Source organism: Qipengyuania sp. SM2507, assembly GCF_053714505.1.
In genome coordinates, this window is record NZ_CM132307.1 from 1539590 (window position 1) to 1559858 (window position 20269).

General features: G+C 65.9%; 16 protein-coding genes. 6 read left to right on the forward strand and 10 right to left on the reverse strand.

What is annotated here, in order from left to right:
* Window positions 1-38: 38 nt before the first annotated feature.
* Window positions 39-2513 carry a penicillin-binding protein 1A gene (locus ACWIKC_RS07515; RefSeq protein ID WP_454596894.1) on the reverse strand — a complete coding sequence of 825 codons (2475 nt, stop codon included), beginning with the start codon at window positions 2511-2513 and terminating at the stop codon, window positions 39-41.
* A 128-nt stretch (window positions 2514-2641) separates the two neighbouring features.
* Window positions 2642-3580: an N-acetylmuramoyl-L-alanine amidase family protein gene (locus ACWIKC_RS07520; RefSeq protein WP_454596895.1), complete on the reverse strand. Its 939-nt coding sequence runs from the start codon at window positions 3578-3580 to the stop codon at window positions 2642-2644.
* 441 nt (window positions 3581-4021) lie between these two features.
* On the opposite strand from ACWIKC_RS07520, the gene ACWIKC_RS07525 reads away from it, so the two are divergent.
* Window positions 4022-6979, forward strand: a complete 2958-nt coding sequence (locus ACWIKC_RS07525) for an Rne/Rng family ribonuclease (protein WP_454596896.1) — start codon at window positions 4022-4024, stop codon at window positions 6977-6979.
* Between the two features lie 73 nt (window positions 6980-7052).
* On the opposite strand, the gene ACWIKC_RS07530 is transcribed toward ACWIKC_RS07525, so the two are convergent.
* Window positions 7053-7655: a class I SAM-dependent methyltransferase gene (locus ACWIKC_RS07530; protein WP_454596897.1), complete on the reverse strand. Its 603-nt coding sequence runs from the start codon at window positions 7653-7655 to the stop codon at window positions 7053-7055.
* A 184-nt stretch (window positions 7656-7839) separates the two neighbouring features.
* Between ACWIKC_RS07530 and ACWIKC_RS07535 the strand changes: the two genes are divergently transcribed.
* Complete coding sequence (locus tag ACWIKC_RS07535) at window positions 7840-8847, forward strand: D-alanine--D-alanine ligase family protein (RefSeq protein ID WP_454596898.1); 1008 nt, start codon at window positions 7840-7842, stop codon at window positions 8845-8847.
* On the opposite strand, the gene ACWIKC_RS07540 is transcribed toward ACWIKC_RS07535, so the two are convergent.
* Entirely contained in the window at window positions 8840-9565 is a 726-nt protein-coding gene (locus tag ACWIKC_RS07540; protein ID WP_454596899.1) for an SDR family NAD(P)-dependent oxidoreductase, read from the reverse strand. The two genes, ACWIKC_RS07535 and ACWIKC_RS07540, sit on opposite strands and share 8 nt — an antisense overlap.
* Window positions 9566-9795: 230 nt before the next feature.
* Here ACWIKC_RS07540 and ACWIKC_RS07545 point away from each other — a divergent pair, with 230 nt between their 5' ends.
* The 4 genes from ACWIKC_RS07545 to ACWIKC_RS07560 all read left to right on the forward strand — a co-directional run bounded on the left by ACWIKC_RS07545 (window position 9796) and on the right by ACWIKC_RS07560 (window position 13021).
* Window positions 9796-10578 (forward strand): succinate dehydrogenase iron-sulfur subunit, encoded by a 783-nt coding sequence (locus ACWIKC_RS07545; protein ID WP_454596900.1) that lies wholly within the window; start codon window positions 9796-9798, stop codon window positions 10576-10578.
* A gap of 5 nt (window positions 10579-10583) precedes the next feature.
* Window positions 10584-11063, forward strand: coding sequence for a PaaI family thioesterase (locus tag ACWIKC_RS07550; RefSeq protein WP_454596901.1), 480 nt, complete (start codon window positions 10584-10586; stop codon window positions 11061-11063).
* Between the two features lie 10 nt (window positions 11064-11073).
* Complete coding sequence (gene zapE, locus ACWIKC_RS07555; protein WP_454596902.1) at window positions 11074-12192, forward strand: cell division protein ZapE; 1119 nt, start codon at window positions 11074-11076, stop codon at window positions 12190-12192.
* Between the two features lie 130 nt (window positions 12193-12322).
* Window positions 12323-13021 (forward strand): pirin family protein, encoded by a 699-nt coding sequence (locus ACWIKC_RS07560; protein ID WP_454596903.1) that lies wholly within the window; start codon window positions 12323-12325, stop codon window positions 13019-13021.
* A 24-nt stretch (window positions 13022-13045) separates the two neighbouring features.
* Here ACWIKC_RS07560 and ACWIKC_RS07565 read toward each other — a convergent pair whose 3' ends face one another.
* The 6 genes from ACWIKC_RS07565 to ACWIKC_RS07590 form a co-directional block, all read right to left on the reverse strand.
* Complete coding sequence (locus ACWIKC_RS07565) at window positions 13046-14002, reverse strand: crotonase/enoyl-CoA hydratase family protein (RefSeq protein WP_454596904.1); 957 nt, start codon at window positions 14000-14002, stop codon at window positions 13046-13048.
* Between the two features lie 185 nt (window positions 14003-14187).
* On the reverse strand, window positions 14188-16086 hold the full coding sequence (locus ACWIKC_RS07570; protein WP_454596905.1) for an XrtA/PEP-CTERM system amidotransferase: 1899 nt from the start codon (window positions 16084-16086) through the stop codon (window positions 14188-14190).
* A gap of 12 nt (window positions 16087-16098) precedes the next feature.
* A complete protein-coding gene (xrtA, locus tag ACWIKC_RS07575; protein ID WP_454596906.1) occupies window positions 16099-17115 on the reverse strand; it encodes an exosortase A in 1017 nt (338 codons plus the stop codon).
* Window positions 17105-18331 carry a TIGR03087 family PEP-CTERM/XrtA system glycosyltransferase gene (locus ACWIKC_RS07580; protein WP_454596907.1) on the reverse strand — a complete coding sequence of 409 codons (1227 nt, stop codon included), beginning with the start codon at window positions 18329-18331 and terminating at the stop codon, window positions 17105-17107. Before ACWIKC_RS07580 ends, xrtA begins: the two co-directional genes overlap by 11 nt.
* Complete coding sequence (locus tag ACWIKC_RS07585; protein ID WP_454596908.1) at window positions 18331-19395, reverse strand: FemAB family XrtA/PEP-CTERM system-associated protein; 1065 nt, start codon at window positions 19393-19395, stop codon at window positions 18331-18333. The genes ACWIKC_RS07580 and ACWIKC_RS07585 overlap by 1 nt, the downstream gene beginning before the upstream one ends.
* On the reverse strand, window positions 19392-20249 hold the full coding sequence (locus tag ACWIKC_RS07590; RefSeq protein ID WP_454599463.1) for an XrtA system polysaccharide deacetylase: 858 nt from the start codon (window positions 20247-20249) through the stop codon (window positions 19392-19394). Before ACWIKC_RS07590 ends, ACWIKC_RS07585 begins: the two co-directional genes overlap by 4 nt.
* Window positions 20250-20269: the final 20 nt, after the last annotated feature.

A 20269-nucleotide genomic window follows, 5' to 3' on the forward strand; every position in this document is an offset into this window, starting at 1 on the left:
AAAGTTTGCGCGGGGAGCGCGGGGTACACCTACGGTGGCTAGTAGATGCCGCCCTGCTCCTCTACGAAATCGCCCGGCGCTTCCTCGCGCCGCACCGGGGCGGCAGAACGAGTCTGGGCGACGCGACCGCGGCGAATCTGTTCGAGGATCGCGTTGCGCTTGGCGGCGATCTCGTCCTGCCGGGTGGCCCGCGCGGGTTCGGTGTCGGGCTTGAAGGCTTCCCAGATTACCGCTGCCGTGGGGTCGTTGCTGGGAGTGCCGTCGAACACCCGCTTGCCGCTGCGCCGGTCGATGCGGACCATGCGAACACCCGCGGGAGCGATGAATTCGTCCCCGTCCCAGCGCTCTCGCGACGCTTCGACGAAACGCTTGAAGATCGGCGCGGCGGTGTTGCCGCCCTGTACCCAGCCGCCCAGATTGCGCGGCTGGTCGTGGCCCACATACATGCCCGCAACGATTTGCGGCGAGCCGCCGACGAACCAGGCATCGGTCGGACCGCTGGTGGTGCCGGTCTTGCCGAACAGCGGCAGTTCGAGACCACGCAGCCGAACTGCGGTGCCGCGGGTGACGACGCCTTCGAGCATGTGGACGGTCTGGAACGCGGTCCGCGGGTCCATGACCTGCTTGCCCGAGATGCCCAGGCGCGGCATCGGCTGGCCATCCCATTCGGGCATGTTGCAATTGGTGCATTCGCGCTGGTCGGAGCGCCAGATCACCTTGCCCTGCCGGTCCTGGACATAGTCGATCACGCTGGGTTGGTGCAGTCGGCCCCAATTCACCAGCGCCGAATAGGCGTTGACCATCCGCTCGACCGTGGTGTCCCCGGCGCCGAGCGCGAAGGCCGGATAGGGTTCGTAGCTGCCGATATTGAGCTGCTCGAAGGTCTTTATGACGTTGGGCATCCCTGCGTCCATCGCGATATGGACAGTCATCAGATTGCGGCTCTGCTCAAGCCCCCAGCGCATGGTGTGGACCCCGCCGCCACCACCGCCGAAATTGCGGAAGCATTTTTCGCCCAGATTGGCACCCTGATAATAACAGAAGGTCTGGTCGGGCACTTCGCTCGCTGGGGTCAGGCCGTGATCCAGACCGGTGGCGTAAACGAAGGGCTTGATGGTCGATCCGGGCTGTCGCAGTGCCTGCGTAGCGCGGTTGAACGAACCGAGCCGGGCGTCGAACCCGCCCTGCATCGCCAGCACGCGCCCGGTCTGCGGGTTCTGCGCCAGAAAGGCGCCGGAGACTTCGGGCACCGCGCGCAGGCGATAGCCCTCGCCCGATTGCTGCACCGCGACTGCATCGCCTACCTTCAAAGCGTCGGGAGCACCGATCAGCGGATAGGTTTCGCCATCGGTGAGGCCGACCGACGTGGCGGAGCCGCTGCGCTCGGTGACAACGCCGATGCGCCAGTCCTCGTAATTGATGCCCAGATTGGAAGCACGCAGCTGGCCGATCAGATCGCCATTGTCGGGGTTTAGCGTGGCGACCGGGCCGGTCCATCCGCGATTGCCGTGATAGCTGAGCAATTGCGCCCGCAGCGCGTCGCGCGCGGCATTCTGCAATTCCATATCGAGCGAAGTGCGCACCCAGAGCCCGCCGGCATAGACGCTGTCGCCACCGTCTTCCGCGGTCTCGCCGAATTTCTCGATCAGCTGGCGACGCACTTCCTCGAGGAAATAGCCGGCATCGGCGGAGCGTTCCTGCCGTTGCTGGACCAGACCCAGGTCCATGGCCTTGGCGCCGGCCCCCTGCTCGGGGGTGATGAATTCATTGGCGACCATCTGGTCGAGAACGAAATTCCGCCGTTCGAGAGCCAGCTGCTCGTTTTGCGCCCGACCATAGCGTTCGGGTGCCTTGGGGAGGATCGCGAGGAAGGCCATCTCGTGCAAATCGAGATCGGCCACATCCTTGTCGAAATAAGCCCGGCTGGCCGCCTGCACACCGAAGCTGCGGCGACCGAGCGGGATCTCGTTGAGATAGAGTTCGAGAATCTCGCGCTTGCTGAGCACGCCCTCGATCCGCTGCGCGAGGATCATTTCCTTCAGCTTGCGGGTAACCGAATATTCGTCGCCGAGCAGCACGTTCTTGGCGACCTGCTGGGTGATGGTGGAGCCGCCCACCGCGCGCTCGCCCGAACCCATCTTGCTGGCATAGTCGAACACGGCGTTGGCCGTACCGGCCAGATCGACGCCGCCGTGGCTGAAAAACGTCCTGTCCTCGGCCGCGAGATAGGCTTCGACCAGGGTGGTGGGGAAATCGACATATTGCAGCTGGACGCGCCGTTCGCGCGCATAGGAATGGACGATCTCGCCATCGACGCCGCGTACCACTGTCGGCAAGGGAGTCTCGTAGTCGAGCAGGCTCTCGGCATCGGGCAGACCGCGTGCCAGCAGCATCCAGGCCAGCGCCAGTACGATCAGCCCCAGCGCCAACAGGCCGGTGCCCCAGCGAAACCAGCGATTTTCGCGCCAATTGCGCATGAACCAATCACGCGCAGCGGCCAGATCGTCGCGCATGCGGTCACGGATTGTCTGTAGTCTGGATTGCTCGGCCATCGGGGTCCCAAAATCTGCAGGCGCGCCCTTAGCACGCCCAAACTGACTCGCGCCATAACGAAGCGACGCCCCCGGCCGATCGAGCCGGGTCAGCCCTCTTCGCTGGCGTTTTCGCTTGTCACGGGCGGTTGCTCCAGCAGGTCCTCGCGCTGGCGGATAAAATAGATGCGGATCGCGCGCGCCATCACCTCGGCGAAACGGGCGCGACCCTCGGGCGAGGACAGCCGCTGCGCCTCGTCGCTGTTGGTGATGAAGCCGCTCTCGTAGAGCACCGAGGGCACGTCGGGCGCGCGCAGCACCTTGAGCGCGGCTGAGCGGCGCGGCTGCGGGTGGAAGCGGATCGCCCCCTCCCCCTCGCGCTGGATCAGCGAGGCAAACTCGGCAGATTCGCCCTGGGTGCGGCGCTGCGACAGTTCGACGAGAATGGTATTCACCGCATCGCTCTGCCCTGCGATCTCCTGGCCGTTGATCCGGTCCGAGCGGTTTTCGCGTTCGGCAAAGCGCGCCGCCGCCTCGCTCGAGGCGCTCTCCGAGAGCGTATAGATGCTGGCACCCGCCACCTCGCTCGCCTCGCCCGCGGAATCGGCGTGGATCGAGACAAACAGATCGGCGCCCAGCCGGCGGGCGATCTCGTAGCGCTCGGCATGGAGCAGATAGCGATCCTCGTCGCGGGTCAGCGCGACGCGCACATCGCCCTGTTCGACCAGCCGGTCGCGTAAGGCGCGGGCAAGGCGGAGGACGAGGTCCTTTTCCTGCAGGCCCTCGCTCGATGCGCCCGGATCATGGCCGCCATGTCCGGCGTCGATCACCACCAGCGGCAGGACGGAATCCTCGGCGCCCGAGCCTTGCCCGGCGATCTCGGGCAGCGGTACCCCTTCGTCCGGGGCAGGCAATTCGACCCGCAGGACATAGCCGCGTCCGAACTGCGGCAGGTCGAGCGAACGGTCGGTCGCCACCGCCCAGGCAAGCGCTGCGAGGATGGCCACCGGGATCAGGGCAAGCAGGATTAGAGGCAGGAACCGGGCCATGGCGCATTCGCACTAGGGTTGCGGCGCCTGTTCACGCAATATGGTTGCCGTAAGATACCCACGGTGCTAGCGCCTCGGTCGTGATAGCCGGGCTCCGGCCGCGAACGCCTCTCGTTCCACAGTCTGCCCGCTTCACGCCAATTCGACCGCCCTTTTCGATTTTCGATCGGCGGTCCTGAGACAGGTTGATGCAGGACACGAACCGTTCCCCCTCGTTGCACCCTCGACAGGCAATCGCCTGCCCCGAGGGAATTGCGGGCCGGACAGCGCTCAATTCGCGCAGGTTCCATGCTGCAGACACGACATTCCGGCTCCGCACGACAACGCGCGGCTGCCGGTCATCCACGACTGCCGATCCGCTTCGCGGCGGCGGTTACCCCAACACAAGGCGCAAGTCGGCTGCCGGGCTCGTCCCGGCCCCTTGCGTATGGAGAAATTTACATGGCAACGCGCATGCTCATCGATGCGCGCCACTCGGAAGAAACCCGGGTGGCGGTTCTCAAGGGAAATCGGATTGAGGAGTTCGATTTCGAATCCGCCGATCACCGGCAGATCAAAGGCAATATCTACCTCGCCAAGGTAACCCGGGTCGAACCCTCGCTGCAGGCGGCCTTCGTCGACTTCGGTGGCAACCGTCACGGGTTCCTTGCCTTCAGCGAAATTCATCCCGACTATTACCAGATCCCCAAGGATGACCGCGACGCCCTGCTCGCCGCAGAGGCCGAGGTCGCCGAGGAAGAAGAACGCCTCCGCGCCGAAGAGGAAGAGCGCGGCGAGATGCCCGGCGAGGAATACGATGCCGAGGACGAAAGCTCCGAGGCGCTGGCAGAGGAATTCGCCGAGGACGGTCTCGAGGAAGTCGACACCTCCGACAAGGACGATGTCGCCACCATCGAGGAAGGTCAGCTCGATCGCGAAGACGATGATTCGGACGACGAAAGCGACGACGATGACGATGACGAAGAGAATGGCGACGACAACGGCAACGATCGTGGCCGCCGGACCAAGGGTCGCGGTCGCGGACGCAATCCGCGCCAGGGCGGCAAGGGCCGCAGCCGCGCCAAGGAAGTCGACGATGCACGCGCGCGTCGGATGGAGTTGCGCCGCCGCTACAAGATCCAGGACGTCATCCAGCGCCGCCAAGTGCTGCTGGTCCAGGTCGTCAAGGAAGAGCGTGGCAACAAAGGCGCCGCGCTGACCACCTATCTCAGTCTCGCCGGTCGCTACACCGTGCTGATGCCCAACAGCAGCCACGGCGGCGGCATCAGCCGCAAGATCAATTCGGCCAACGACCGCAAGCGCTTGAAGCAGATCGTTTCCGATCTGGTTCTGCCCAAGTCGATGGGCCTGATCGTGCGCACCGCCGGCCTCAGCCGGACCAAGCCCGAGATCAAGCGCGACTTCGATTATCTCGCCCGGTTGTGGGACGATATTCGCGAAAAAACGCTCGCCTCCAGCGCGCCGGCGCTGATCCATTCGGACAGCGACCTGATCAAGCGCGCCATCCGCGACATCTACAATCGCGAGATCGAGGAAGTGATCGTCGAGGGCGAAGCCGGCTACAAACTGGCCAAATCCTTCATGAAGATGCTGATGCCCAGCCACGCCCGGCGCGTGAAGAGCTACAGCGATCCGGTTCCGATGTTCCAGCGCTATGGCGCGGAAGACCAGCTCAAGGCGATGTACGATCCGGTGGTCCAGCTCAAATCGGGCGGATATCTGGTGATCAACCCGACCGAGGCGCTGGTCTCGATCGACATCAACTCGGGCCGCTCGACCAAGGAGCACGGGATCGAGCAGACCGCGGTCGCCACGAATCTCGAGGCGGCGCGCGAGATCGCCCGCCAGCTGCGCCTGCGCGACATGGCCGGGCTGGTCGTGATCGACTTCATCGACATGGAACGCAGCGGCAATACGCGCAAGGTCGAGCGGGCGATGAAGGACGCGCTCAAAACCGATCGCGCCCGCATCCAGGTCGGACGGATTTCCAGCTTCGGCCTGATGGAGATGAGCCGCCAGCGGCTGCGCACCGGCGTACTCGAAGCGACGACGCGCCAGTGCCCGCATTGCGATGGCACCGGCCTGGTCCGCACCGCATCGAGCGCGGGCCTTTCGGCGTTGCGCCTGATCGAGGACGAAGCGGCCAAGGGCAAGGGCACGATCATCACCCTCTCGGCCAGCACCGAGGCGGCGGTCTATCTGCTCAACCAGAAGCGCGCCGATCTGATGGAGATCGAGGATCGCTACGGGGTGACGATCGAAGTCGTCCCCGAGGGCGAGGACGAAGGCGCCAAGATGGCGGTGTCCAGTTCGGGACCGCGTCCGACCAATGCGCCCAAGTTCGAGCCCATCGTCGATGACGATGACGACGACGAAGAAGAGTTCGAGGATGATGGCGCCGAGGACGAGGATGACAGCGACGGGTCCGATGGCGACCGTGGCAGCAATGACGACAGTCGCGGCCGCGACGGCGATCAGAAGCGCCGCCGCCGCCGTGGCGGTCGCAACCGCAGCCGCAACGACCGTGACGACCGTGACGACCAACGCGGCTCGAACGGCAATGCCGAGGAGGATGCCGGTCCCGCGTCGCAGGACGAGGACACCAGCGACGACGGCGATCGCCGCGACAACCGCGGTGGCGACAACCGCAGCGAGAACGACGACGATGGCGACGGCAATTCGCGCAAGAAGCGTCGTCGTGGTCGCCGGGGTGGACGTGGACGCAAGAAATCGACCGAGGTCACCGCCGACAAGGCCGATGAGCTCGAGCAGGTTTCCGAGCATGTGATGGAAGACATGGCGGTCGTCGCCGGTCCGGAAGGTACCCCCGAAACCGCCGAAGCGGCGGCCGAGGAACAGCCCAAGCCAAAGCGCAAGCCGCGCCGCCGGAAGGTTGCCGACGATGCGGGTGAAGCCGAAGCTGGCCCTTCCGACGCCGGCCAGTCCGACACTGGCCAATCGAACACTGGCCAATCGAACACTGGGGTGCCAACCGGCGCCGGCACTGCAACCGAAGCGGAAGAAGCTCCGGCAAAGCCGAAGCGCACCCGGCGCAAGAAGCCCGCAGCGGACGATGCCGAGACGCCCGCAGCCAAGCCGGAAGCGCAAGCCGAGGCGAAGCCCAAGCAACGCCGCAAGCCGAGCGCCCGCAAGCCTGCGGCCGCCTCGGCGAAGGCTGCGGCCGCGTCCGAAACCGCTGTTCCCGAAGCCAAGGCTGCAAAGCAGGCTCCGGAACCGACCACCTCGACCGCTGCACCGGCCGTCAGCCCTGCGGGCGCCCCGATAACGGCGGACTCCTCGTCCGGCCGCAGCGCACCTCCGCAGTCAGACGACGGCGGCGAAAGCGGTACGGCTGGCAAGCCGCGTCGCGGCTGGTGGCAGCGCACCTTCGGCGAATAAGGCGAGACACCCTCCGGGTCGGCGCGAGGCGCACGGTCCGGAGGGTCTCCCCTCATTGTGATTTCCTATCGGATCACTGTCCGCGCTTGCGGGCGATTCCCCATTCCATCCAGCCCATCACGCGGGGCGCCTTTTCGAGATAGCCCTGCCCCAGCGGCTCGACCTCGAAACCGCCCGCGCGCAACGCCCCCCCGACGGGCCGCGTCAGATGGCATCCGCCGGCCAGCGGCTTCCAGATCGGCTCGATCCGTTCCTGCCAGTCGACGACCCGCTGGTCGGGCGCCCGGCCATGCTCAAGAAATAGCAATTGCCCATCCGGCTTCAACACCCGGTGTAGTTCGGACACCACCCGGGCGTGGTCCTGCACCGAACACAGCGTGTAGGTGCACACGACCGTGTCGAAACTGCTGCTCGAGAACGGAATATCCTCGCCATATCCCTGTCTGAGATCGACTTCCCAGCCCTGTGCCCGCGCCGTCTCGCGCGCGCTTTCGAGCAGACTATCGTGCGGGTCGATGCCCGAGAACGCCGTTACCGCCTGTTTGTCGTAGAGCTGCTGGTTGAGTCCGCCGCCGCAACCCAGCTCGAACACCTTGCCGCGCGCCAGCGGGACGACCCTGCGACGGCGTTCCTCGATACCCTTCTGCCCGCAGGCGAAGGTGATCAAACGCGGCATGACATGCCGATCGTACCAGCTGGCCAATCCCACTGCGCATCTCTCCTCGCGACCCGGTCAAAGCAGACTAGCCGCGCTTTTGCGCCGCTCAATGTTTTTCGTGTCATCGTCCGGGGACTGGAAGCGCCGAACCATTCCGCCTAGAGGCCGAAGCGAAAGGTTCGCCAACAGGATGACACGCGCCATGGATATCGCCCCCCTCCGCATTCCCGAAGACGCCAAGGAGAGATTGCGCGTCCTGTTCATGGCCAAGCACGCCCTCTGGGACGGCGGGATGCACCCCGAGGATGGCAATCACGCGATTTACCACCACGAGGTGCGCACCACGCTGGAGGACATGGGGCTCAACCTGTTGCTCGCCGACAGCTACAAGGTCCTGTTCGAACAGCCCGAAGCGGATTTCGTCTTTCCGCTGCTGAACCGCGGCGGGTTCGTGAATTCCGAGATGCTGATCCCGCTGCTGTGCAACATGCACCGCCTCCCCTATGTCGGCGCGATGCCCTTCCTGCGCGGACTGGGCGACGACAAATCCATCTCCAAGCTCGTCTCCACCCATGCCGGCGTGCCGACTGCGCCGTGGTTCTGCTTCCGCCGCGGGGCGCAGGTGCAGGAAGCCGACGTGCCGCATTCTGCCGGCGGTCGCTGGGTAATCAAGCCCAACGCTTCCTCGGCCAGCTGGGGCATTTCGGATGCGCATGATTTCGCGGGCGTCGCCAATGCGGTGGCCGATATCCACGGCCAGGGCCACGATGCCATCGTCGAGCCCTATCTCGACGGCTATGATGTCCAGGTCGCCTTCATCACAATCGACGGCAAGCCGGTGCAGCTGCCGATGCTGTGGTACGAGCGCGAGGACACACAGCGCCTGTGGACCTATTACGAGAAGCGCGACCTGATCCAGAACACCGAGAAAAGCGCGCTCAAGCGGTTCGACGATCCCGAATTCGAGCCGCGCATGGCCGATCTGGCAGCGCGGGTGGCCCGTGAATTCCACCCGTTCGACTATGGGCGGATCGAGTTCCGCTTCGACCCCAAGACGGGCGATATCAATTTCATCGAGATCAACTTGAACTGCAATCTGTGGTCGGAAAAGGTCATGGCCAAGGCCGCGGCGCAGGCCGGGTTCAGTCATGCCGATCTGCTCGAGACGATCCTGGCCGAATCCTTCCGCCGCAACGCGCTGATCAGCTAGGGATTTCCTCGCCCTGCCAGTCGAAGGCCCTCCCGCTTTCGGCGGCGGTCAGACCATCGACAACATCGAGCAGATGGCGCGCCGCCTCCGCCGGGGTTGTCAGCTGACCGGGCGGGAGGTTTGCCTGGAAGGGCTCTGACAGTCCGGTGTCGACCGTTCCGGGATGCAGCGCGACGACGCTCGCCTGCCGGTGCGTCCGGCCCAATTCGATCGCGAAATTGCGCACCAGCATATTGAGCGCCGCCTTGCTCGCGCGGTAGCTGTGCCAGCCGCCCAGCCGGTTGTCCGAGATCGAGCCGACTCGCGCGGACAGCGCCCCGAACACGGCGCGCTCGTCGCGGGGCAGCAGCGGGAGCATGTGCTTGGCGACCAGCGCCGGACCGATGGTGTTGATGCGGAAAGCTTCCGCCATCGCCGCGCCGTCGAGCTGGCGATAGCTGCGCTCGGGCCCGGTTCCGTCAGCCAGCGTCAGCGCCCCGGTGCAGACCAGCACCAGCTGCGGCGGCGAGGCTTGCATTGCCTCGGCCGCCATGGCGATCAACTTCTCGTCGCCGAGGTCAAAGGGCAACGGGTCGATCCCGGCAGTCCGGTCGGTCGTCGGCGAGCGGGACAGCGCCCAGACTTTCGTCCCGCGTTCCGCCAGCGCCCGGCACAACGCGCGGCCGATGCCTCCGCTGGCGCCGACGATTGCCGCTCGTTCGAATGGCTGATGCTTCATGCCCGCTGTCCTACAGCCCCACCCGGTCGCCGCAAGGGCAGCGGGTGATGCAAAAAGGTAAAAAGCTTGTTCATGAAACACATCCGGGGAGCGCACCCCAGAACTGTTGATTTTTCACGGAAAAGCGCCATTTTCCCTACATTGTCGGGAGGCGGCGAAATTGCCCGTTTCCCTTGTGCCGGGACGTGAGGACGTTAAGAGCGTCCGCAAGCAGGAATACAGGAACGAACATGGCGACCTTTACCCTCCCGAAGAACTCCACGATCACCGGCAAGGGCCGCAAGCACGCCGCGCAAAGCACCGGCCGGGTCAAATCGTTCAAGATTTACCGCTACGATCCCGATTCCGGCGAGAACCCGCGTTACGACACCTTCGAGATCGATCTCGATGAATGCGGACCGATGGTGCTCGACGCCTTGTTCAAGATCAAGAACGAGGTCGACCCGACGCTGACTTTCCGGCGCTCATGCCGCGAAGGGATCTGCGGTTCGTGTTCGATGAATTTGAACGGCAAGAACGGCCTCGCCTGCACCACCGCGATCGACGATCTCAAGGGCGAGATCCGGATCACCCCGCTGCCGCATATGGAAGTGATCAAGGACCTGGTCCCCGACTTCACCCATTTCTACGCGCAATACGCCTCGATCCGCCCCTGGCTGCAGACCGTCTCGACCACGCCCAGCGGCAAGGAGCGGCTCCAGAGCCCCGAACAGCGTGAAAAGCTTGACGGGTTGTACGAGTGCATCCTGTGCGCCTGCTGCTCTACCGCCTGCCCCAGCTATTGGTGGAATTCGGACAAGTTCCTCGGCCCGGCGATCCTGCTCCAGGCGTTCCGCTGGCTGGCCGACAGCCGCGACGAGATGACCGGCGAGCGGCTCGACCAGCTCGAGGATCCGTTCCGCCTCTATCGCTGCCACACGATCATGAATTGCGCCAATGTCTGCCCCAAGGGTCTGAACCCGGCCAAGGCGATCGCCGAAACCAAGAAAATGCTCGTCGAACGCGCGATCTGATTTCAATGGCTCTGAGCGACGACGTATTCGAACACGGACCCGATCCGGACAATCCCGGCTGGAACCACTGGAACCTCAAGGACGAAACGCTGTTCAACGGCGCGGTGATGGGCAAGCTCCTGACCCGCGTCGAGGGAGAAGGCGACGCCCGCCGCGCGCGGTTGCGGATGTTCCCCGAACGCCGCCACGAGAACCTGCAAGGCATCGTCCACGGCGCGGTGACGCTGTCGCTGATCGATATCGCGCTGTTCACCACCATGCACAATCTGGGCAGCGGCAACGCCGGGCCATCGGTGACCCTCGAACTCTCGACGCAGTTCGTCGGCGCGGGCGACTCCGCGCGTCCCCTCGATGCTGTCACCGAGATCGTCCAGGAAACTGGGCGGCTGGTGTTCGTGCGCGGCACGGTCGAGCAGGAGGGCGCCCGGGTGGCAGCCTTCTCGGGCATCGTCCGCAAGATGCGGCCGCGCGACGCCGCTTCGTGAACCGCCTGCCATGACCGGAATGCTGGCGCGCTACGATGCGCTGATCGCGGCCGACGAGCTGCGCCCCGATCCCGACCAGCGCGCCGCAGCGCAGCGGCTCGACGCGCTCCAGCGCCAGCTGGAAGCGGGTGGCGAGAAGAGCGGTTTCTTCGACAGATTGCTCGGCAAGGAACCCGCACGACCGCGCGGGGTCTACATGTGGGGCGGGGTCGGTCGCGGCAAATCGATGCTGATGGACCTGTTTATCGAGACGCTGGATATCGCGGCCAAGCGGCGGGTCCATTTCCACTCCTTCATGCTCGAGGTCGATCGCATGATCGGCGAGGAGCGCAAGCGCGAGAACGGCGATCCGATCGCCCCGGTCGCCGCGCGGCTGGGCCAAGGCATCCGCTGCCTCGCCTTCGACGAGATGGTGGTCGCCAACACCGCCGATGCCGCGATCATGAGCCGATTGTTCACCGCGCTGATCCGCGACGAGGGCGTGAGCGTGGTCACCACCAGCAACCGCCCGCCGCGCGACCTCTACAAGGACGGGCTCAACCGTTCGCTGTTCCTGCCCTTCATCGATCTGGTGCTGGCCGAGATGGACGTGCTGCCGCTCAACGGGCCGACCGACTACCGGCTCGACCGGCTGGGCGATATCGCCAGCTGGCACACGCCGCTGGGCGACGCGGCCACCGCGCAGGTGCGCGAGGCGTTCTTCCGCCTGACCGATTACGCCCCCGAGGATGCCGAGCATGTCCCTTCGGGTCAGCTCGATCTAGGCGGCGGGCGGACGCTGACGGTGCCCAAATCCTTGAAGGGCGTCGCGGTGTTCAGCTTCAAGCGGCTGTGCGGCGAAAACCGCGGCGCGGCGGATTACCTCGCCATCGCCCATGCCTATCACACGGTGATCGTGGTCGGCATCCCCATACTGGGGCCCGACAAACGCAACGAGGCGCTGCGTTTTATCAAGCTGATCGACGCGCTCTACGAAAATCGGGTCAAGCTGTTCGCCACCGCCGATACCGAGCCCGACGCGCTCCATGGCGAGGACGAGGGATTGTTCGAATTCGACCGCACCGTCAGCCGGCTGATGGAGATGCAGAGCGACGAATACATGGCCCGCGGGCACGGGAGCGAGGGCTGACGCCGTCCCGTTCGTGTCGAGCGAAGTCGAGACACCCCGCGCCCACCCCACCAGCCCCGTTGAAATCCTGCGGCTGTTTCCCATTTATTCCCGATACCGGCGACAACACCCCGCCGATGCGAGAGAATCGATGATCGATATCCGACCGTTTGCCAGCCTTGGCCATGCCGACCACGGCTGGCTCGACGCCCGCCACCATTTCAGCTTCGCCTCCTATCACGACCCTGCACGGATGGGCTGGGGTCCGATCCGCGTGTGGAACGACGACACGATCGCGGGCGGCAGCGGGTTTCCGCCGCATCCCCACCGCGACATGGAGATCGTCACCTTCGTGCGCAGCGGCGCGATCACCCATCGCGACAGCCTCGGCAACGAAGGCCGCACCGCGGCGGGCGACGTCCAGGTGATGAGCGCGGGCACCGGCATCACCCATGCCGAATTCAACAAGGAAGACGAAGCGACCACGCTGTTCCAGATCTGGATCCTGCCGACGCGCAGCGGCGAGGCACCCGGCTGGGGCCAGCGCGAGTTCCCCAACGCCAGCCGCGAGGGCGGTTTCGAAGTGCTCGCCAGCGGGACGCCCGAGGAAGACGACGCGCTGCCGATCCGCACCGATGCCAGGGTGCTCGCCACCACACTGCAGGCGGGCCAGTCGGCGGTCTGGAAAACCGACGGCTCGCGACATCAGTATCTGGTCGCACCGGTCGGGCGGATTTCGGTCAACGGCCACGAGGCCAATCCGCGCGATGGCGTCGCGATCACCGGCGAGGACGAGATAACCGTCCTCGCGCTGGAGGATGCCGAAGTGGTGATGGTCGACGCGCGCTAGTTCGCGCGGGCGGCGAGGAGAGAATCAGGCCGCCCGGGCGAGCTTCGTCTGGGCGGTCACCAGCCGGTCCATCAGCTTGAGATCCTTGGCGCCCAGCTGGAGCGCGGCATCGGCCCATAATTCGGTGATCCGGGTGAGCTCTTCCAGCTGGAGGTCCCAGCAGACCTTCATCGCGCGGCGCGAGTTGACCATTCCGGCGTGTTTGCGGCTGCTCTTGCGGATGAAATCCTGCGTCGCCTGCAGCCCTTCGCCGTCCTCGGCGATGGCATGGACGATCCCCAGATCGTAAAGCTGCTCGGCGCTGTAGCTCTCGTTCGAGACGATCAGCCGGTCGGCCATGGCGCTGCCGAGTTTGCGGCTGAGCAGCGAATGTGCGCCCATGCCGGGGAACAGGCCGAACATCATCTCGGGCAGGCCGAAAGTCGCCCGGCGCTCGGCGACGATATAGTCGAAGGACAGCAGCGCCTCGAAGCCGCCGCCCAGCGCATCGCCCTGCACCATCCCGACGGTCACGATCGGCAGGTCGAGCGAGTTCATGTTGCGGTGGAGGATCTGGCAGCAGCGATGGCCATAATTAACCAGCCCGGCGCGGTCGCGCGCCTCGATCAGCCGTTTGAACAGTTGCAGATCGCCGCCGAAACAGAACACGCCCGGCGCGCGGCTGCCCAGCACCAAAAATTTAAGCGGCACCTTGTCGGGGCCGAACCCGAGCTCGATCAGGCGCTGCCAATTGGCGAAATCGGCCAGCATCGGCGGGGTGAAGCTGGGGCGACCCTGCGGGCGCATATAGGTCCACAGCGTCTGGCCATCGCTGTCGTAGAGGACGTCGAGTTCGTTGAGGCGAAACAGCTCCTCGGGGATCGCCAGATGACGGCCGCTCTCGACGTGGAGATCGTCCTCGTCAGACAGGAGGATATGCGCGTCCTCGGAACTGTCGGGTTCCGGGGAAGAACGATGGGTATCGGTGATCAATCGTTCCATTTGCGGCCCCCGGGCGACGGTTTCGACTATTCCATTCCAATAAAATCAGACGGATAAGTTCTGTTAACCAAGAATCTAGGCCAAGGGGGACTCGCTTGGCAAATGAAATAATCGTCCTGAATCTGTAAGATATCGTTCGGAATCTAACTCACGGGACCCAAGTGATGCACTATCGCATCACTGAGTCAGCCGCGTAAATCGAGTCCCGACAAGGATTTATCCAGCATCACCAATTGCCACAGCACCCTGCCGTGATCGTGTTGGCGCGAAATATGCTGCTCGGCGATCCGCGCCAGCGCAGTGCGGTCGAACCAGCCGCTCTCGACCAGCCGCTCGCTTGCCGCGATACCGCGCGCGGTGTCGGCGAGCGGACCGCGGAACCACTCGGCCAGCGGGGTGACGAAGCCCTGTTTGGGTCGGTAGAGTATGTCTTCCGGCAGATAGCGCTCCATCGTGTGTTTCATCAGCCACTTGCCCTGCCGCCCGCGAACCCGCTGGCGCTCGGGCAGACTGGCGGCGAAACCGACCAGGCGGTGGTCGAGCAGCGGCTCGCGCGCCTCGAGGCCGACCGCCATGCTGGTGCGATCGACCTTGGTGAGGATGTCGCCCGGTAGCCAGAATTTGAGATCGGCATATTGAGCGGAGTCGAGCCCGCTGCGTGCCGGGGCGCCCTCCATCAGCGCGATCAGAGGGTCTTCGGCGCGGTAGTCGCCGCGTTCGCGCAGCAGCGTTGATCCGTAGAGCCGCGCGCGCGCCGGGGCGTCGAGAATGGCGAGTGCCCGAGCGTAACCCTGCGCCCCGCTCTCGGCGAGCGAGAGGAAAGTGGTCTTGGCGCGCAGCCCGCGCGGGGCCCAGTCGGCCTTGGGCCAGAGCTTGCCCAGCGTCCCGAACACCGGCCCGCGCAGCGTCTGTGGGAGGATCGCGCGCGCCTGACTCTCGCGATGGTGGAACACCTGGCGGCGATAGCCGGCGAGCGCCTCGTCCGCTCCGTCGCCCGACAGCGCCACCGTCACGCTCTCGCGTGCCAGCTCGCAGACCCGCAGCGTCGGCAGCGCCGAGGCATCGGCGAAGGGCTCGTCGAAGATGCCGGCGATCCGGTCGAGATCGGCGATGTCGCCCGGCGAGACGATCCGCTCGCGGTGGTCGGTGCCGAAGCGCTCGGCCACCTGGCGCGCGTAGCCGGTCTCGTCGACCGCGGCGACATCGAAGCCGATCGAGCAGCTGCGCACCGGATCACGGCTGGCCTCGGCCATCAGCGCAACCACGCTTGAGCTATCGACGCCGCCCGACAGGAACGCCCCCAGCGGGACGTCGGCGACCATCCGGCTGGTTACGCCTTCGCGCAGGCGGTGGAGCAGTTCGGCGGAGAGGTCGGCGGTGTTCCCCTGCGCGCGGTGCTCGAAGGAAATGTCCCACCATTGGCGCGGCGGCTGCGGTTCGCGGTCGTGATCGAGCAGCAGGAAGTGGCCCGCGGGCAGCTTCTCGACCCCCTTTAGGATCGAGCGGTGATCGGGGACATAGCCCCAGGTCATGTAATCCTCGATCGCCAGCGGATCGGCCACCCGGCGGACCAGCGGATGTGCGAGCAGGCCCTTCAGCTCGGAGGCGAAGGCGATGCTGCCATCCGAGAGCCGCGCGAGGAACAGCGGTTTCACCCCGAAGCGGTCGCGCGCGAGAAACAGCTGCCGCGATGCCCGGTCGTAAAGCGCGAAGGCGAACATGCCGTCGAGCCGCTCGAGGCAATCGGAGCCCCAGCGCTGCCAGGCGGCGAGGATGACCTCGGTGTCGCCATCGGTGTGGAACTGCGCGCCGCCGGTCTCGAGCTCGCGGCGCAGCGCGCGGTAATTGTAGATCTCGCCATTGAAGACGATCACCGCGCGGCCATCGACCGAATGCATCGGTTGTGGCGAGCCCGCGAGGTCGATGATCGACAGGCGGCGATGGCCCAGCCCCACCCCGGGCGCGGTCCAGACGCCCGAGCCGTCGGGCCCGCGATGCGCCAGCGCGTCGGCCATCCGCTCGACCCGCCGGGGATCGACCGGCTTGGGCGTGCCATAATGGAAAATGCCAGCGATCCCGCACATAGGCGGTGGGTCCTAGCCCGCCCGAAGGCCAAAGGCGAGCGCCGCCGCCAGCGCCGCCAGCGCGAGCACGACAAGCAGCAGCGCGCGCGTCGGGGCCGAATACCGGTCCACGCGGGCGAGGAGCGCGCTGTCGCGCAGATCCGCGACCGACCAGCCGGCATCCTCGGGCTCGCGCTCGAAATACCGCCAGGCGACGCCGAGAATCAGCGCCACCACCAGCCCGAAGAAGATCCAGCCATAGACGATGTGGTCGAACCCGCCCGCCGCCTCGGCGCCGACGAACTGCGCGATGTAGATCGTCGCCCAGGCGCGGATGCCGTTGGCGACGATCGGCACCACGACGCAGGCGACCATGAACAGGGCGCGGCGGCGCCAGCTGGTGAAACTGGTGAAGCAGGTCAGCACGCCCAATGCGATCATCGCGATCAGGAAATGCACGCCTGCGCAGGCCTCGGCGACGATGAACAGCCCCGCGGGGGTGTGGATGTAAATCCCGTCGATCCGTGCGGGTACGCCGACCATATGGGTCAGCGCGATCGCCATCTCGGCGGTGAGATATTGCAGCGGCGGAATGATTTCGTCGCCGAAGGGCACGAGGAATACCGTAAAACCAAGCGGCAATGCGAGCAGGGCCACAACGCGCGGGCCAAGCAGCATCAGCACCGCCGCGGGTAGCATCGCGACCGCGCCGGTATGCGCCAAGAGGTTAAGATCGGTAACTCGACCCGTCAGCCACAGGCCGAGCGCCGCTGCCACCGCCGCCAGCCCCGGCCACCACCCGCGCGGCGCCACTTGCGCGACATCCTCGCGGCGGATCCACGCCAGCCAGCCGATGATCGGCGGGATCAGCAGGATGTGAGAATAGCTTTCGCTGGTCCACCAGATGAACAGCATCTCGCCCCATTCGCGCAAGGACAGCGCCACCAGCGCGAGCGCGGCAAGCGACAGGCGGACCAGCGCCGCGCGCCATTCGGAGGGGTGGGTCGCGGTCACCGGCGTGTCGGTCAGTGTGGCGCTGTCAGGCGGCATGGCGCGCCCCGCCCTGTCCGCGTCCGACGATTGTCGCCAGTTGCCCCTCGACCGCTTCCCACGACATCTCGGCGATGACAACGGCGCGCGCGGCGCGGCCCATTGCGTCGGCGCGGGCCGTGTCGGCTGCAATCGCTCCGGCTGCGGCGACAAACGCCGCATCGTCGCGGCAGATTTCGAAATGCTCGCCGTCGACTGCATCGATCCCGGTGGCGGCCTCGGGGCTGAGCAGGACCGGGCGTGCCATCGCCATCGCCTCGAGCACCTTGTTCTGCACCCCGCGCGCCAGCGTCAGAGGCGCGACGACGGCGGTAGCGCCGGCGAGGGAAGGCCGGACATCGGGCACTTCGCCCCAGACGCAGACGCCGGGCTGATCGCCAAGCCGGGTTACTTCCGCAGTCGGCGCGCGGCCGACAATGTGGAACTGCGCATCCGTGGTTGCGCGCAGCTGCGGGAGGATCGCCCCGGCAAAACGTTTCACCGCCGCGATATTGGGCGGGTAATCCATCTGCCCGGTGAAGACGAAATGCGGACCGGTCTTGCCTGTCATCTCAGGGTGCGGTTCGGTCGCTGCCGGATCGAAGAAGCCGGCATCGATGCCATTGCCCAGCGCGCGGACATCGCAATCGCTGCCAGCGGGCAAGCGGCTGCGAAACAGCGCGCGCTCGCTGTCAGAGATCAGCAGCGTGCAGTCTGCGCGTCGTGCAAGCCGCGCCTCCTCGCGCGCCAGCAGCCGCGCCTCGCGGGCCATCAGCCAGGATTTGGGAAAGCCTGCGTCGCGCGCGTAGCCCTCGAATTTCGCGCTATCGACATCGCAGAGGTCGACCACCACCCGCCCCGCGAAATTCTCGGGGATGTATTGTCCCATCTGGCCCGAGAAGATCACCAGCGTGTCGATGTCGTGCCGCGCAAGCGTCTGCGCAACCCAACGCGACAGGTTCTGGTCGGCAAAGGCCGGCAGGCTCACCGGCTTGCCGCTTGCCAGCGCGCGCAGCCCTGCCTTGGGCAATGACATGCCGCGATCGACAAGCATGTGGCTCGCAGAGATTTCGCCCAGCGCGGTGTCCTGATCGCGATCCTGCGCCGTCTCCGCGAAGGTCCCGACATGCACCGGGGCCAGCTTCGCCAAGCCCTTGAGCAAATGATGCGAGCGGATCTTGTCGCCGCGATCGGGCGGGAACGGCACACGATGGCAGAGGAACAGGATATCACCCATCAGCCGAGGCCGCGGGCGACGAAGGGTCCGATTGCGTTGGCGAGCGGGAGCGGGAGCCGCTTCCACAGTTCGATACCGCGCGAGTAGCCCTCGTCGGTGGGATCGATGTTGCGCGCCGGCACACCGGGTGCGCTCCAGCTCGAATAGGTCAGCGGTTCGGGCTCGAAGCCCCAGTTCTTCTTGAAGAAATAGGGCCCGCTCTCGGTCTTGGATCGCCCGAAATCGAAGCTGGTGCAGCCGCGGGAGCGGGCATGGCACATCAGCTTGTAGTACATGATCTCGTTGGCGCGCAGATCGCGCGCGACAAACCGCCCGCCGCCCCAATAGGGCAGCACCGCGCCCTGGTGGTAGAGCGACAGCACGCTCGCCACCGGCTGCCCCTGGTGGCGCACGGTGAGGATGTCGGCATCCGCGCCAAAACCGTCGAGCACCGCATCGAACAGTGCGCGGGGAAAGACCGGCGTGCCGAGATTGCGCACGCTTTCGGCATAGACCGCATAATGCGCCGCGCGATCGTCAGCGCCGGTGCCGACAGCGATCTCGAGATCATTGCGCAGCCCCTTGCGGACCTCGGCGCGCGCCTTGCGCGGAATCGCGAGCAGTTCGGCCTCGTCGTCCGCGGCCAGCTCGCGGGAAAAATTGCAATGCGCCGTGGAGGTCGCTGTCCAATCCTGCGGTGCCTCGCCCCCGCGCAATTCGATCGTTCCGGCAGAGCGCCGCAGCGCGAGTTCCTCGGCGACGCGGCACAACGCTTCGCTGTCGCTTTCGGAGACCGTCAGCGGACCGCCACCGACGCCGAAACCGCTCGAAACCAGCGCCCGCCCGAAGAAGGGCGAATTGACATCGCTGAGTGGAAGCCAGCCGGTCAGCTTGTTGGCGCGCTCGGCAATCAGTCCCAGCGCCCGTTGCCCGGTACCGCGCTCGATCGCTACCAGCCACGCGGGCCGATGAAACACCGAGCCTCGCTGCTCCGCCACAAAACCCTCGATCCGCGCGACCTCATTCGGATCGCGCAGATCGGCAAGCATCACGCTGTTGCTGGTGTGCCGGAGCGGCGCATTCACCGGACAAACTCGACGCAGCGCTGCGCTTCGAGCTTGGCGAGTTCGTCCATCCGCCCCCAGTGGAAATCTCCCGCCAGCCGGCGCAGCTTGTCGGCCATGACCGACAGGTTGGTGTAATGCCGCAGTTTCGAGCGCAGCGGTGCATCGGCGACGCGCGGCTGGCCCGGATCGACCTCCCAGGGGTGGAAATAGAACACCGCCGGACGGCGGTCGTCGCGATTGACGCGGGCGATCGCCCAGCGCGAGAAGGCATAGGGCAGCACGCGGAAGAATCCGCCGCCGCCCGCCGCCAGCCGCCGCTCGCCCAGTTGCGCGGTGGTCACCGGGATCTCGATCAGTGCGCTGTCGGCGAGCGGGCGGAAGGCGAAGCGCGGCGCCTCGCGCCAGCCGTAATGATCGTGGCGGATCGGCGCGACGCTGGAGGAATAGCTGTAACCGTGCTCGGCGAGCACCTCATGCGCCCAGGGGGTGCGCTGGTCGATCGAGAAACTCGGCGCGCGATAGCCGGTGATTTTCGCCCCGCCCGCATTCTCGAGGATGGCGCGGGACTTGGCGAGATCAGCGCCGAACTGCCTGGCATCGAAGGTGAATACCCGCGTGTGGTCGTAGCCATGGCTGGCAAGCTCGTGCCCGCGCTCGACGATGGCGCGCACCACTTTAGGCTCGCGTTCAGCCACCCAGCCCAGCGTGAAGAAGGTCGCCTTGACCCCGAGTTCGTCGAACAGGTCGAGCACGCGGCGGACGTTGTCGCCCACGCGCAGCGCTATGCCGTCCCAGTCCGAGCGCGCAATCGTGTTCTCGAACGCGCCGACCTGGAACCAGTCCTCGACATCGACCGAGAGGCCGTTGAGGATGCCTGCCGCAGTGATCGCGC